Source organism: Pseudarthrobacter sp. fls2-241-R2A-127, from assembly GCF_030209355.1.
Lineage (GTDB): Bacteria > Actinomycetota > Actinomycetes > Actinomycetales > Micrococcaceae > Arthrobacter.
Map to the genome: position 1 here is coordinate 288,259 of NZ_JARVSF010000009.1, position 13,397 is coordinate 301,655.

A 13,397-nucleotide genomic window follows, 5' to 3' on the forward strand; every position below is an offset into this window, starting at 1 on the left:
CGGACGTCGTCAACGGACTACGGCTTCGCCGCTGCGCAGGACACCGCAGCAGCAAGCGCCCCAGCAACCCGTTCCTGCTGTTCGGCAGTGATATGCGGGAACAGCGGAAGGGACAGAATCCGGCCGGCAGCGTCCTCGGCGACGGGGAAGGAACCGATAGTCCGGCCCGCATATGCCCCGCTGCGGTGCACCGGAACCGGGTAGTGGATTCCCGCCTGGATCCCGGACGCGTGCAGCGACCCAAGGACGGCGTCCCGGTTCCGGACCCGCACCACGTACAGGTGCCACACGTCCGCGTTCCCGGGTGCCTCCCGCGGCAGCTCAACGCCCGGCACGTCTGCCAACAACGCCGCGTAGCGTTCCGCCGCGGCCCGGCGGCGCAGGTTCCAGCCCTGCAACCTCGCCAGCTTCGCCCTCAGGACCACGGCCTGGACGGTGTCCAGGCGCGAGTTGAACCCGATGGCATCGTGCCGGTACTTCACCGAACTGCCGTGCGCACCCAACAACCTGACATGCGCATCAACACCGGCGTCGGACGTCAGCACGGCTCCCGCGTCCCCGGCCGCGCCGAGGTTCTTGCCGGGGTAGAAACTGGTTCCGGCGGCGAGGCCCCAGGTTCCCGCATGCCGGCCAAACCGAGTTGCGCCCTGGGACTGTGCGGCGTCCTCGATGATCACCGCGCCGCAGGACTCGGCAACGGGGATCAGTCTTTCCATAAAGGCGGTTTGCCCGAACAAGTGCACCGGCACGATCGCCTGCGTGCGGGAGGTTACCGCCGCGGCCGCGGCGTCGGGATCGATCAGGAGGTAGGAGGGGTCGACGTCGACAGGCACCGGGACTGCCCCGATCCGGCTGACTGCCTCAGCCGTGGCGATGAAGGTATTGGCAGGCATGATCACTTCCCCGCCACGCCGCACGCCCCCGGCACGCAGGGCAAGTTCCAGGGCATCCGTTCCGTTAGCAACACCGGCGCAGTGCCGCGCGCCCACGAATGAGGCGTATGCCGCCTCGAATGAGGCAACGGCCGGCCCGCCAATAAAAGATGCCGAACGAAGGACCGTGTCCAGTTCGGCCATGACCTCATCATGGACTTCAGCCTGCTGGGCTGCCAGGTCCACCAGCGGGACCGTTTGGACCTCCACGTCGGAACTCATGAAATACCCCCAACACTGAATCTTTCACCGTCAATTTCGCGGGCGGGCACCCCAACCCACGTCTGCCCGTCGGGCACGTTGCTCAACACCGCAGCCCCCATGCCTACGGTGGCGTATGCGCCCACGGACGTGCGTTCGCGCACGCTGGCGTTCATCCCCAGGTAGGCCGCCCGGCCAATCCGGACTCCGCCGCCCAGCGACACTCCTGCAGCGAACGTGGCGAAGTCCGCCACGTCGTCGTCGTGCGTGAAGGTCACCGAGGGCATGGCCACCACGTGCGCTCCCAGGGTGACGGACGCGGTGAGCGTGACATTCCGGAGCAGGATGCTGCCCCTGCCCACCCGGCACCCCTCGGGGTACTGGACCGAGGGATCGATCGCCGTCGCGTAGCGCGCCTCGGTGAGGCCCATGGCCGTCAGCCGCTCCACCACCGATTCCCGCACCCTGCCGGAACCGATGCACACCAGGATGAACGCGTGTGTGTACTTCGCGGCGTCATCGATGGTTCCCAGCACCGGGGCCCCGTCCACGGTAACGCCCGCCATTTCCCTGTCGTCGTCCAGAAGGCCGACGACGTCGTACTGGCCGCTGCTGCGCACCATCGCCAGGACTTCGCGGGCCAGGCCGCTGGCGGCTATCAGGATCAACTCGCTCACGTGCGCATCCCGGCTGCCGCGCCTCGGATGGTGCCGATGATCCTGTCCAGCCCCTCGTCGTCCAGCTCGTGGTAGACGGGAAGGATCAAAGTCCTGTCATTGAGCCGCTCGGTTTGCTGCAGCAGGGAGCCGCCCGAGTTCCGCCACCGGTAGGCCGGTTGGCGGTGTGCGGCCATGATGCCCCGCCGGGCCGAGATTCCGGCATCCGCCAGCAGCTCCATCAGCCCGTCCCGTGTGGTCCCAAAGCTGGGCAGCACTTCCACCCAGAAGGACTGGAAATTGGTGGTGCCGTAGGGCGGGTCCGAGACGAGCCGGAGGCCCGGGACCCGGGAAAGGGCGGCAACGTAGCGGGCCGCGATAGTCCGCCGCCGCTCCAGCACTTCCGGCAGCCGGGCCAGCTGTACGATTCCGACGGCGGCCTGCAGGTCAGTCATCCGGTAGTTGTACCCCACCTCCAGGTAAACCTCCGGTGGGGCCAGGAGTGATCCGTGCCGGTCCGCGGCGGACACGCTCATGGAGTGCTCCCGCAGCGTCCTTGCCCTCGCCGCCCAATCAGCGCGGTTGGTGGTGAGCATGCCGCCTTCACCGGTGGTGAGGATCTTGCGTGGATGGAAGGACCACACCGCCACGTCCGCGCCGGCCCCCACCGGCCTGCCCTTGTACGTGGACCCCACCGCGCACGCGGCGTCCTCGATCACCATGATCTCGTGCCGGTCGCAGAGTTCGCGGATGGGGTCCAGGTCCAGCGGCACTCCGCCCTGGTCCACCACGATGACCGCCCTGGTGTCCAGGGTGAGGGCGGCGTGGAGGGTTTCCGCGGTAACGTTCCCGGTGGCCGGGTCCACGTCGCAGAACACCGGCCGGGCACCTACATAAGTCACCGCGTTGGCCGTGGCAATGAAGGACAGGGAAGGCACCACAACGTCATCCCCCGGACCGATTCCGGCCACCACCAGGGCAAGGTGCAGGGCCGTGGTGCAGCTGGAAGTGGCCACCGCGTGCCGGACGCCCTGATACTCGGCGAACCTGGTTTCGAACTCCTTGACCTTGGGCCCTTGCGCCACCCAGCCGGATGCCACCACCTCGGCCAATGCCCTTGCTTCCTCGTCGCCGAGCCAGGGTTTCATGACATTGATCCGGGCGAGGACTGGTTCGGCAGTCATCAGGCACCAACCTTCCGCGTGGCCGCAATTTCTTCGCGCAGGGGCATCCACCAGCTGACGAGTTGGCGCAGTCCCTCGTCGAGTTCCACTTCCGCCTTGAAGCCAAGGTCGCGGGCGGCGGCGGACGTGTCGGCCAGCCGGCGGACCACACTGTTCACCTGCCGGGCCGGGCCGTGCTCCACGCTGAGGTCCGAGCCCATGGCCCGCAGCAGCGTGCGTGCCATGTCCAGCAGGCTGGTCTCCGTCCCGCTGGCCACGTTGTATGTTCCTTCGGCAATCCCGCTGCCGGCGGCCAGCACGTTGGCGCGGGCCACGTCCGCCGTATAGATGAAGTCCATGGTCTGGAGGCCGTCGCCGAAGATCAGCGGCGGCTGCCCGTCCATGATCCGTTCCATCCACCGCACCAGAACCTCCGTGTACAGGCCGTGGACGTCCATCCGGGGCCCGTAGACGTTGAAGTAGCGCAGCATCACGTAGTCCAGGCCCGTCATGGCACGGAAGCTCCGGGCCATCCCTTCATTGAAGGACTTTGCGGCGCCGTAGAAAGTGTCGTTGTTGGCGTGGTGGTGCCGTTCGGTGGTGGGGAACTCTTCAGCCATCCCGTAGACCGATGCGCTGGACGCGGCCACGAGCTTGGCCACCTTGTGTTCCGCAGCGGCCTCCAGGATGTTGAAGGTGCCATCCACCAGGACCTCCAGGGCCAGCCGGGGTTCCTCCGCGCACTGGGTGATCCGGATGGCTGCCTGGTGGAACACCAGGTCCTTGCCGCGGGTGAGGTCATGCACCAGGTCACGGTCCTGGATGCTGCCCTGCACCAGTTCCACCTGCCCGGTGGCCAGCGCGCCGGAGAGGTTGTCCAGCCTGCCGCGGACCAGGTTGTCCAGGACGTCGATCCGGTGCACCCCCGCGGCCAGCAGGGCATCCACCAGGGTGGATCCGATGGTGCCGGCGCCGCCGGTGACCAGGACGTTGGCGCCCTCCAGTGCGCTCACCGGGCCCCCTCCAGTTCGGCGCCGGTTCCCGCCATGGCGGCACCCGCCACGGCGGTGGGCCGGCCGTCCAGGGTCAGGCTGCGGGTGACCGCTTCAAGCACGGACAGCACCCGGAGCCCGGAGGCGCCGCCTGTCCGTGCCTGCCGTCCGGTGCGGATGCACGATGCGAGTTCCTGCACCACCTGGCCAAGGGCCTCCCGTTCGGGCAGCGCCGGGGACCAAGTATCCCCCAATCGGTAGGAGACGGCGGTGGACGCCTTCTCGCCGGCCGTTTTCGGCTGCCGGTCCAGGCTCACGCCGCGGTCGTAGACACTGAGCCGCTGCTGGGGGTTCAGGTCGTCCCACACCAGGGTCCGCAGGGATCCGCCGATCACCATCTGGCGGATTTTGGTGGGACTGAGCCAGTTAACGTGCACGTGGGCGGTGGCATCGTTGGGGAGCCGGAAGTTCAAGTGGCCCACGCAGTCGCGGCCGGTCCCCAGCGGGTCCGCCCCGAACGCCGAGACCTCGGCGGGGTTGAGGCCGCCCGGGAGGACGAAGTCCAGGATGGACAGGTCATGCGGGGCGAGGTCCCAGAAAACGTCGACGTCGGGCTGCACCAGGCCCAGGTTGATCCGGGTGGAGTCCACGAACAGGATCTCGCCCAGGGATCCGGACTGCACCAGCTCCTGCATCTTCAGGACCGCCGGGGTGTAGCAGTAGGTGTGGTCCGCCATCAGGACCAGGCCGTTCGCCCGCGCTTCGGCCACCATCTCCAGCCCGTGTTCCCGGCTGTCCGCCAACGGCTTTTCCACCAGGACGTGCTTTCCGGCGCGCAGGGCCGTCATGACCGCTCCATGGTGGGTTCGCGCCGGCGTCGCGATGGCCACGGCATCGACGTCGAAGCTGTCCAGCAGCTCGTCCAGGGACTCGACGCAGGGTACCTGCCCCAGCGTGTCCGCCAGCTTGCGGGCCCGGTCGATGTCCAGGTCGCAGATGGCCACCATGTCCCAGTCCGGGCTGGCCTGGAGGTTGCGCGCCAGGTTGGGACCCCAGTAGCCGGCTCCAACGACGGCGATGCGGAGTTTCGGTGCAGGTTGCGGATGGTTGGCGGAGTGGAAGGGACTGCCGAATTTTCTCATGTCATTTTCTTCCCATTTTGTGAGTGTGTCAGTAAGCGCCGGACGGCCGGACGACAGCCCGGAACGTCCGCCAGAGGATCAGGAGGTCACCGGCAAGGGACCAGTTTTCGACGTAGTAGAGGTCCAGCCGGACCGCTTCTTCCCACGGAAGGTCTGAGCGGCCGTTGATCTGCCAGAGGCCGGTGATACCCGGCTTGATCAGCAGCCGGCGGTGGGTGTGGCGTTCGTAGCCGCTGACTTCCCGGTCCAGCGGCGGGCGGGGACCCACCATGCTCATGTCGCCCAGCACCACGTTCCAGAGCTGGGGAAGCTCGTCGAGCGAGTATTTGCGCATCCAGCGGCCGCAGCGGGTGACCCGGGGGTCATCCTTCATCTTGAAGAGCACCCCGGCGCCTTGGTTCTGCTGGTTCAGCCCCGCCAGCCGCGCCTCGGCGTCGACCACCATGGACCGGAACTTGTACATCCCGAAGACGTGGCCGTCCTTGCCTATCCGGGCCTGCCGGAAGAGGACCGGGCCCGGGCTGTCCCGTTTCACGATCAGGGCGAGCACCAGGAGGACGGGCGCGAGGACCAGGAGGGCCGCCAGCGCAGCGGCCACATCCATGATCCGCTTCATGGCGTGCTTCGCCCCGCCGTACTGCGGAATGTCCACGTGCATGAGCGGCAGGCCATCCACCGGCCGCCAGTGGATGCGGGGACCGGCAACATTGGTCAGGGTGGCGGCGAGGATCAGCTCCGCGGAGGACTCCTCAAGTTTCCAGCCAAGCTCGCGGATAAACCTGTTGCCGCCCGGCAGGGGGCCGGCGATGATCACCGAGTCCGCGTCTGCGAGGCGGACAGTGCGGGCAATATCGTCCGTCGAGGAAAGGACCGGCACCGTGCAGCCGTCCACCCGTAGTCCTGCGCCGCGGCGTGCTCCCGGAAGGCATGCGCCCAGGATCTCGTAGACAGCCCCGGACTTGCGGACCTGCTGGATCACGTACCGGACGTCCTCGGGTTCGCCTACCACCACGGCGCGGGAGAGGTGGCGTCCCTTGGCCTTCTCGGCAGTCAGGCGGCGGCGGAATGCACGGCGGTTCAGGGTGAGAGCCACCAGGCCCAATGGCAGGGATACTGTCACGAAGGCACCGGCGCCGTGGATGGAGAAGATCACGGCAGCGAGGGCCAGGAGGCCAAAGGTGCGGAGCGTTGCCGAGGCAACGCGCTTGTACTCGTCAGCACCGATGCCGAGCACCTTCGGATCCCGGGTGTGGTAGATCTCCAGTGCCGCCAGCCAGGTTGCCGTCAGTGCGGCTGCCGCTGCTGCTGCGCCGCCGTCCCGGGGGCCTTCGGGCGAGAACCCCGCCTCGGAGAGCAGGAAGCCGGCGTAGGCGGAGAGCATGACCACCGCGGCGTCCGCGGACCGGAGGAGGGTGGTGTGCCGGCTGATCCAGGCGGCCGTTGCCTTGCGGGGCCGGGCCTGTGCCGCGGAAGGGAGGGGGGCTGCCGGCGGCAGGGGGAACCGGGTTCCTGCGGTTTCCCCTGCCGCCGGCTGCTGTGTTGCCACCCGCTGTGCAGCAGCGGGCGGAACAAGCCAGTCGAAGGCCGAACGTCGGGTCCTGACAACTGGTATCTCTGCCATGATCACCCTCTCGGTCGTAGCGCCTGTCCCCTGGCTGTGAAGCAAAACTAGCCGTGGCGGCTGGCGTTTGAAGGGGGAGGCCGGGGCCTTTGTGGGTCTTGCAGGGGAAGGCTGCGGAAACTGCGGGTACCGCAACCGAGGGGATTTTGGCTACAAAACGGGCAGCACGTAGGGTTCCCTGGCGGCCTGTCCCTTGTCCGCCGCGAGGGCGGTGAGCTGGGCCCGGGACTCAACACCAAGCTTGCGGTAGATGGCTGTCAGGCGCACTTCCACCGTGCGCACGGAAACATACAGCGTGGCGGCAATTTCCTTGTTCCGCATGCCCCGGGCCACCATTTTGGCCAGTGACCGCTCATGGTCTGCGAGCATCAGCATGGCCGGGTTGCCCTGCTGCCGGACCGGTTCCACGCGTTCGTCCAGGAGCAGGGCATCCACGTGCTGGGTCCAGGCATCCGCCCCCGCCTCGTCGAACATCACCTTGGCCCGGAGCAGGGTGTCCCGTGAGTCGCGCAGTTTGCCGAACGCGTGGAGCCGTTCCGCATAGCACATCAGCGTCCTGGCCTGCTCGAGCATGTGCCCGTTCCGGCCCTGGAGGGCCTGGGAGAAGAGCTGCAGTGATTGTTCGCCGTCGGCCAGCATGGCGCGGCTCCTGGTCACGGTCATCATCAGCCAGGGTGAGCGCAATCCCACGGAGCGGCCCTCGAGGCGCATCAACGCCTGGGTGGCCTCATGGTGCCGGCCCAGGCGGATGAGCACTTCCACCAGGTCGGCCTCACAACGCAGCAAAGTGGGATTGCCGAATCCCATGCCAATCTCGACGGCCCGCGACAACTGGGCAACAGACTCCGCGAGGTCTCCGCGCAGCAGGGCGAAATGGCCCTGGCAGGCGGCGAGCTGTGCAGTCAGGGCCGGGTGGCTGTCCGCGCCTGCGTAACGGTGGGCCTCGACGGCGTGCGCCTGGGCACGTGCGGCATCGCCCACGGCATAGGCGCGCCACACCCGGAAGTAGTGCCGCACCCCGCGGTGGTATTTGATTTCGGGTTCGGAACGCTCCAGGTCGTCGATCAGCGTGACGGCGGCGCGTACGTTACCGGCCCGGATTTCGTTGTCGACTGCCATCAGGGCTGCTGTTTCGCGCCAGTTGACGTGCTCGGGTTCGGCGGAGCCGCGGAGCATGGCAAAGGCCTCCTGGGCGCTTTCATAATGCTCGGCGTAGGTCAGGGCCCGGCCCTGCGCCAGGAGTCCGGCCACCCGCGCGGTGCCGGATTGCTCATACTTGGAGGCAAGGTTTGCGGTGTTGCCGCTGATGGATTCCACCAGCGTTGCCGCCCGGCCGGCAATGGCCAGGCACTGGGCGGAGGCGGAGCCCTTGAAGCCGCTGCCGCACCGCAGGAGTTCGGCGGCGTCCTTCAACTCCCACCTCTCGGCGTAGTAGAGGGCTCCGATGGCCAGCAGGCTGGCCGCGTAGGCGGGATCGTGCTGGCCAAACTCCTTCACGAGCCGCAGCACCATGCTTGAGCGCACCGCGGCGCCCTGGGCGAACTGGATCTCGAAGGACAGGCCGGTCAGGCGCAGGATCAGGGCGGGATTCCGGGTAACCCGTTGCGCCCATTCCAGGTAACGCTGGGCATAGACGAACTCCCCTCGGTTGAACAGGAGCTCCGCCAGCGTGGTGAGGCGGGCCGCCGTCTCGGCCTCCCAGGGGTTGATGGTCAGTGCCCGCTCGATGTATTCCACCGCGAACACCACCTCGCCCCCGCGGATCAAATCCACGGCGTGCCGGAGCAGCTGGAAAGGGGTTTTGCGCTCCAGTGCGGTAAAGCTCAAGTGCCACCTGCGGGCGTAGGGGTCCGTGTTGTTGGCTGCTTCCGCGAGGGAGCGGTGGTTCGCGGTCCGCACTGCCGGGGTCATGGCATTGAAGACGGCTCCCCGGAGCAGCTGGTCACCGATCCCAAGGTGCGGCCCCGTGCGTTTCACCAGGCCGGCGCTGAGGAGTTCGTCCACACTGGTCCACACGTCATGGTCGATCTTTTCGATCGTGGAGATATCGCTGCGGTAGGACAGTGCCAGCAGGTCCAGGACCCCGCGGGCTCCGGGCGTCAGCGCGCCAACCATGGACGCGTACTCGGCGTCAAAACTTCCCGCGGAGGCGAGAGGGACGGGCAGGGCGTACTTTCCTTCGGCGTGCCTGTCCATGAGCTGGTTGTAGAGTTCGACGGCGGCCAGAGGGTTGCCGCGGGTGGCTGCGGCCACGGCGTGCGCGGCCGCCGTCGTGGTCCGTTTCGTGGGGATGCATTCCAGCATCCGGACGGTGTCGCTGTAGCTGAGCGCGCCAAGCTGGAGCACGGGCAAGCCGCTGAACGGGCCTTCCGGCAGGTCTGCCCGCAGGCCGAGGATAAGGACGACGTCGGTACCGGTGAGGCGGCGCGCAAGGAACCCAAGGACTTCCTGGCTGCTGTGGTCCAGTTGGTCGGCATTGTCGATCACGATCACGGTCCTGGTCGAGGAGCGCTGGTGCAGTCCGTTCAAGAGCATGCCGGACACGGCGGGTACGTTCCTGTCTCCGGTGCTGTCGCGAAGGAGATCGTCGGCAATCCGGTTCAGGACGGGATCGTCCATGTTGTTCAGGAGCGCAGTCAGTCCGGAGAGCGGCCAGTCCGATTCGGCGGCGCTGGCGGCCATGAAGACGGCCCGGTAATCGGAGAGGGTGGGGATTTCGGAAAGGAGGGCTGATTTTCCGGTGCCCCTGCTGCCGGCTATTGCCAGGGCAGCTTCCTTGGGTCCGCGGACCACGGAAAGGATTCGGTCCAGTTCTTTGTTCCGGCCCACAAGTGGCATGGCGTCCCCATTCGTCGAAGAAGGAGACCGCATTCTTTCGCTGCCAATTCAAGGTTGATTCACGCGCCCCAGCGCGGGTTCATCCGGTAAGAGTGAATATAGTGCGGGAAGGAAGAAACGGCCATACTGCAGGCGCTGGATTTCATCAAGATTTGGTACAGCTATTGCTCAAGAATCCGATTATCCTAATTTCGCGCGAATTTTGTTCGCTGTTTATTGCATATCGTGAAACAGCAGGAAGCGGTCCCGGGACCTGTAAGGCAGCCCCGGAACCGCTTCCCGTCCGTCCGTCCGGCAGCGGACCTAGGCCGCCGGCTTGAGCGCCGTTCGCCAGGCCACAACGGCGCGGGCGGCGCTCAAGGTCCAGGTGGCTGTTCCGCTGGCCCCCGCCGTCGCCTGCGGTTTGTCAGCCTGCTCGGCAATCTGGCCGGCCGCTGCCTCCCAGCGTTCGGTCCATCCCGACGGAGCGGTGACCACCGGAGCGCTGCAGTCGCAGCCCACTCCGCCGATCAGCATGGCACCGTTGGTGGCCGTGGTGATGCTGCCCACCGTGATGCTGGTGGCGGAGTAGCTGGTGTCAGCCGCCGTCACCACGGGACTGTCCAAGGGCGTGGCGTTGTTGACCCCGCGGTATGCCGTGATGCCGCCGCCCCACTTCGCTGCCGAACTGAGGGTCCAGTTGTAGGTGGCCGGATCAGAGGCACCCACCACCTTGTAGTAGGCGTAGGCCCGGGCCCCTGCGGTGGAGGAACTGTTGATGGACTGCCCGTTGACCATCGCCGTCCAGCCGGCCGGTGCCGTCAGTCCGGGGTTGAGGTCCACGGTGATGGCGGCAACCAGGACGTCGCCGGCCGCAGTGCCGGCGGGAACCGCCAGCGTCGCTGTGGTCACGGCGGTGCCCGAGTTCGCGGTGTTGGCGTTCACCACCGTGATACCGCCGGATGTGGGCGGTGGAGGTGTGCTGCTGACGGTGATCGTGGCCGTCGCCGAGGATGATCCCGTGCTGTTGGTAGCCGTGAGCTTGGCGGTGTAGCTCCCGGCCGCCGCGTAGGAGTGGGCGGGATTCTGCACTGTTGCCGTGCCGCCGTCGCCAAAGTCCCACGCCCAGGAGGTAGGCGTATTCGTGGAGGTGTCAGTGAAGGTGACGTTCAGCGGTGCCGTGCCCGTGGTGGGGTTGGCGGTGAACGACGCCACCGGTGCCTGGCCTGCCGGTGGCGGTGGAGTGCCGCCCAGGGGCCGGTCGGAGAACCAGTATCGTTTGGCCACGTTGTCGCTGGCCATGACCACCAGCCCGGTGGTGTTGTTCACGCTCTGCTTGCTGGTGGTGACGTCATTGATGTTCGACGACGAAGCAGCCTGCATGATGGGCGTGCCGCGGCCGGAACCAAAGACAGGATTGTCCATGGAGGCGGTCTTTTCGTAGATACTGCCCGCTACGCCTGAGAACGCGCAGCCGGATACCGAGGTGGGCGGCGCCGTGTGGAATGCCCGCACCAGGTTGTTCTGGGTATCCAGGACGATCTGGGGGCGGGAGACACAATCACCGGTGGTGGCAATCGTGGACTGGGTGAAGGCACCGGTGCCCGGCTTGAAGACCAGCAGGATGAGTTGCGGCAGTGTCTTGTTGGAGGACGTGTCGTTGAGGCTCGTCTTCACTGCAGCGAAGACCCGGCCCGAGGTGTCGGCCTGCAGGGTCTTGAGGTTCAGGTGGTCATCGGCCTGCCCGTTGCCCCTGAGGGCCGGCTGGAGTTTCCAGTTGGAGTTGGCGGGCTTTCCGTCGGCGTGCGTGGCCCACCACATGGTGTCCGTCAGCTGGTCGCTCCACATGACGCCGATCTGGCCGCCGCCGAATGCCACCACCGCGGAAATGTCATCGGGTGCCGGGTTGGGGCTGGCCACCGGGAGGACGAACGGGGTGCCCCACGTTCCGCCGTTGTTGGTGGAGTAGTTCACGTAGACGGTGTTGGTGAATCCGGAGGTCGAGTTTCCGCCCACCTGCGTCCAGGTTGCCCACACGCCGCCCACGGAGTCCGCGTCGATCGTCATTGATTCGCTGGAGTTGTTGGTGATGGTGGTGGGGAAGCCGCTGTCCAGGGTGTACTTTCCGCCGGAGTAGCTGTACCTGTAGAGCTTGGCGGGCTGGCCCGAAAGCGAGGGTTTGGGGGAGCCGTCGGTGCTGACGGTCACCACGTGCGAGGCGATGAACAGATGGGTGCCGTCCCAGAGCGTATCTGCGAGGGTGCTGCCCCTGGTGTCGTTCACCACCCCGGTATCCACCCAGCTGTTGGAGGTCCGGTCCAGCCGGTAAATGCTCCATCCGGTGCCGGTCTTCCACATGTCCGCCCACCAGGATCCGTCGTTCCACCACAGCTTGCTCTGCGGTTTGTCGGACGTGGGCGGGTTCGCCACCCCTGAGTAGGCCATGCCTTGGGTGCCGTAAACGGTGTCCGCCACAGCGGCCCCCGGTACGCCGAGGATGGAAGCTGCGAGAACGAGTGCGACGACGAGGGCCTGGCCCATCCGACGGGGGAAGTGTCTGAGCTTCATAAGGGAACTCCTGGGGCATTTGGGAAAAATTGAGGGGACGTATGCCCATTGGCCCAGAAACAAAGAGCTCAAGCCCCCAAGTACCGAGTAGCGTAAGCCCGAACGCCGCCGCGGGCAATGCAGGTGCCATACCTAAATGGGGGATTTACGCACTCCCCTACCTAATGGTTCCGGGGCCGCCGTAATCCCCTATACCTAACCGGAATGGCAAACACCGAGCCCTCTACTTGCCTAACAGGGGGTGAACCCCAGGTGAAATGTGAGTACCTACTACTCGTGATACCCGGATTAGGTAGGGGGTAGTCTTCCGGGAACGGCCAGAGGATTGGCGATGGGTTGCTGGGGGATCAGCGACCAGACCATGACCGGATCAAGCGTATGTGCCGCGGCGAAATCGCCGGCGGCATTGTCCAGAATCCGAACTGTCATGAAGTGGTGAGGCAATTGTCGATTTCGCCCCAACTGCCGGCTTTGTTTTCCCAGCCGGGACTCTTATTTCCGCAAGCCTCAATCAGCGTTGTTATTCCTACGTTGAACGAGGAAAAGAACCTTCCCTGGGTTCTGCGCAGGATGCCCTCCTACGTCGATGAAGTGGTGATCGTGGATGGCCGTTCGCAGGACAACACTGTCGAAGTGGCCAGGGCGCTCCGCGCGGATGTCGTGGTGGTCAACGAATCCCGGAAGGGGAAGGGCGTGGCCCTCCGTTCCGGCTTTGCGGCCGCCAGCGGGGACATCATCGTGATGCTGGACGCGGATGGCAGCATGGATCCGCAGGAGATCGGGTGGTTTGTGGCGCCCCTCCAGCACGACTTCGATTTCGTCAAGGGATCACGGCACGTCACCGGAGGCGGGTCCGAGGACCTGACCCGGCTGCGGAAGGCCGGCAACCGGGCGCTGACCGGACTTGCGAACGCTGTCCTGCACAGCAACTACTCGGACCTCTGCTACGGCTACATCGCGTTCCGGCGGGAATGCCTGGAGGTGCTGGAGCTGGAGTCCGACGGTTTCGAAATCGAAACCGAACTCATCGTCCGTGCCGCTAAGGCGGGACTGCGGATCGCCGAGGTTCCCAGCCTGGAGCTGGACCGGATCTCCGGCGCATCCAACCTCCAGACCTTCCGCGACGGCTGGCGCGTGCTGCACACCCTGGCCCGGGAGTGCGCCGTGTGGGAGGCCCCGACGGCCGGGGCCCGCCCCGAGGCCCTGCGCCGCGTGAAGTACACCTATTCCAACGTCCGCTTCCCGCGGCTGCCCGTGGACCCGCACAGCGTCCTCGCCCCGGCGGTGAGCCACCATGCTTGATCG

10 protein-coding genes are annotated in these 13,397 nt (G+C 66.4%); 1 reads left to right on the forward strand and 9 read right to left on the reverse strand.

Annotated elements, in window-relative coordinates:
• Positions 1-17: 17 nt before the first annotated feature.
• The 9 genes from QRN53_RS07945 to QRN53_RS07985 all read right to left on the reverse strand — a co-directional run bounded on the left by QRN53_RS07945 (position 18) and on the right by QRN53_RS07985 (position 12,521).
• Entirely contained in the window at positions 18-1,154 is a 1,137-nt protein-coding gene (locus tag QRN53_RS07945; RefSeq protein ID WP_285243466.1) for a DegT/DnrJ/EryC1/StrS family aminotransferase, read from the reverse strand.
• Positions 1,151-1,810 (reverse strand): acetyltransferase, encoded by a 660-nt coding sequence (locus QRN53_RS07950; protein ID WP_285243467.1) that lies wholly within the window; start codon positions 1,808-1,810, stop codon positions 1,151-1,153. The genes QRN53_RS07945 and QRN53_RS07950 overlap by 4 nt, the downstream gene beginning before the upstream one ends.
• Positions 1,807-2,973, reverse strand: a complete 1,167-nt coding sequence (locus tag QRN53_RS07955) for a DegT/DnrJ/EryC1/StrS family aminotransferase (RefSeq protein ID WP_285243468.1) — start codon at positions 2,971-2,973, stop codon at positions 1,807-1,809. Before QRN53_RS07955 ends, QRN53_RS07950 begins: the two co-directional genes overlap by 4 nt.
• A complete protein-coding gene (locus QRN53_RS07960) occupies positions 2,973-3,965 on the reverse strand; it encodes an NAD-dependent epimerase/dehydratase family protein (RefSeq protein WP_285243469.1) in 993 nt (330 codons plus the stop codon). The genes QRN53_RS07955 and QRN53_RS07960 overlap by 1 nt, the downstream gene beginning before the upstream one ends.
• Positions 3,962-5,086 (reverse strand): Gfo/Idh/MocA family protein, encoded by a 1,125-nt coding sequence (locus QRN53_RS07965; RefSeq protein ID WP_285243470.1) that lies wholly within the window; start codon positions 5,084-5,086, stop codon positions 3,962-3,964. Before QRN53_RS07965 ends, QRN53_RS07960 begins: the two co-directional genes overlap by 4 nt.
• A 28-nt stretch (positions 5,087-5,114) precedes the next feature.
• The gene (locus QRN53_RS07970) at positions 5,115-6,707 is read right to left on the reverse strand and encodes a sugar transferase (protein ID WP_285243471.1); all 1,593 of its coding nucleotides are present in this window, start codon (positions 6,705-6,707) and stop codon (positions 5,115-5,117) included.
• Between the two features lie 150 nt (positions 6,708-6,857).
• Positions 6,858-9,545: a helix-turn-helix transcriptional regulator gene (locus tag QRN53_RS07975; protein WP_285243472.1), complete on the reverse strand. Its 2,688-nt coding sequence runs from the start codon at positions 9,543-9,545 to the stop codon at positions 6,858-6,860.
• Positions 9,546-9,848: 303 nt separating this feature from the next.
• A complete protein-coding gene (locus QRN53_RS07980; RefSeq protein WP_285243473.1) occupies positions 9,849-12,092 on the reverse strand; it encodes a PKD domain-containing protein in 2,244 nt (747 codons plus the stop codon).
• Between the two features lie 288 nt (positions 12,093-12,380).
• Positions 12,381-12,521 carry a hypothetical protein gene (locus tag QRN53_RS07985; RefSeq protein ID WP_285243474.1) on the reverse strand — a complete coding sequence of 47 codons (141 nt, stop codon included), beginning with the start codon at positions 12,519-12,521 and terminating at the stop codon, positions 12,381-12,383.
• 6 nt (positions 12,522-12,527) lie between these two features.
• On the opposite strand from QRN53_RS07985, the gene QRN53_RS07990 reads away from it, so the two are divergent.
• The gene (locus QRN53_RS07990) at positions 12,528-13,394 is read left to right on the forward strand and encodes a glycosyltransferase family 2 protein (RefSeq protein WP_285243518.1); all 867 of its coding nucleotides are present in this window, start codon (positions 12,528-12,530) and stop codon (positions 13,392-13,394) included.
• Positions 13,395-13,397: the final 3 nt, after the last annotated feature.

Excerpts from the sequence above, each read along its gene's own strand:
- QRN53_RS07970 (WP_285243471.1), bottom strand. The coding sequence starts at position 6,707 with ATGGCAGAGATACCAGTTGTCAGGACCCGACGTTCGGCCTTCGACTGG.
- QRN53_RS07965 (WP_285243470.1), bottom strand. The coding sequence starts at position 5,086 with ATGAGAAAATTCGGCAGTCCCTTCCACTCCGCCAACCATCCGCAACCT.
- QRN53_RS07955 (WP_285243468.1), bottom strand. The coding sequence starts at position 2,973 with ATGACTGCCGAACCAGTCCTCGCCCGGATCAATGTCATGAAACCCTGG.
- QRN53_RS07975 (WP_285243472.1), bottom strand. The coding sequence starts at position 9,545 with ATGCCACTTGTGGGCCGGAACAAAGAACTGGACCGAATCCTTTCCGTG.
- QRN53_RS07945 (WP_285243466.1), bottom strand. The coding sequence starts at position 1,154 with ATGAGTTCCGACGTGGAGGTCCAAACGGTCCCGCTGGTGGACCTGGCA.
- QRN53_RS07980 (WP_285243473.1), bottom strand. The coding sequence starts at position 12,092 with ATGAAGCTCAGACACTTCCCCCGTCGGATGGGCCAGGCCCTCGTCGTC.
- QRN53_RS07985 (WP_285243474.1), bottom strand. The coding sequence starts at position 12,521 with ATGACAGTTCGGATTCTGGACAATGCCGCCGGCGATTTCGCCGCGGCA.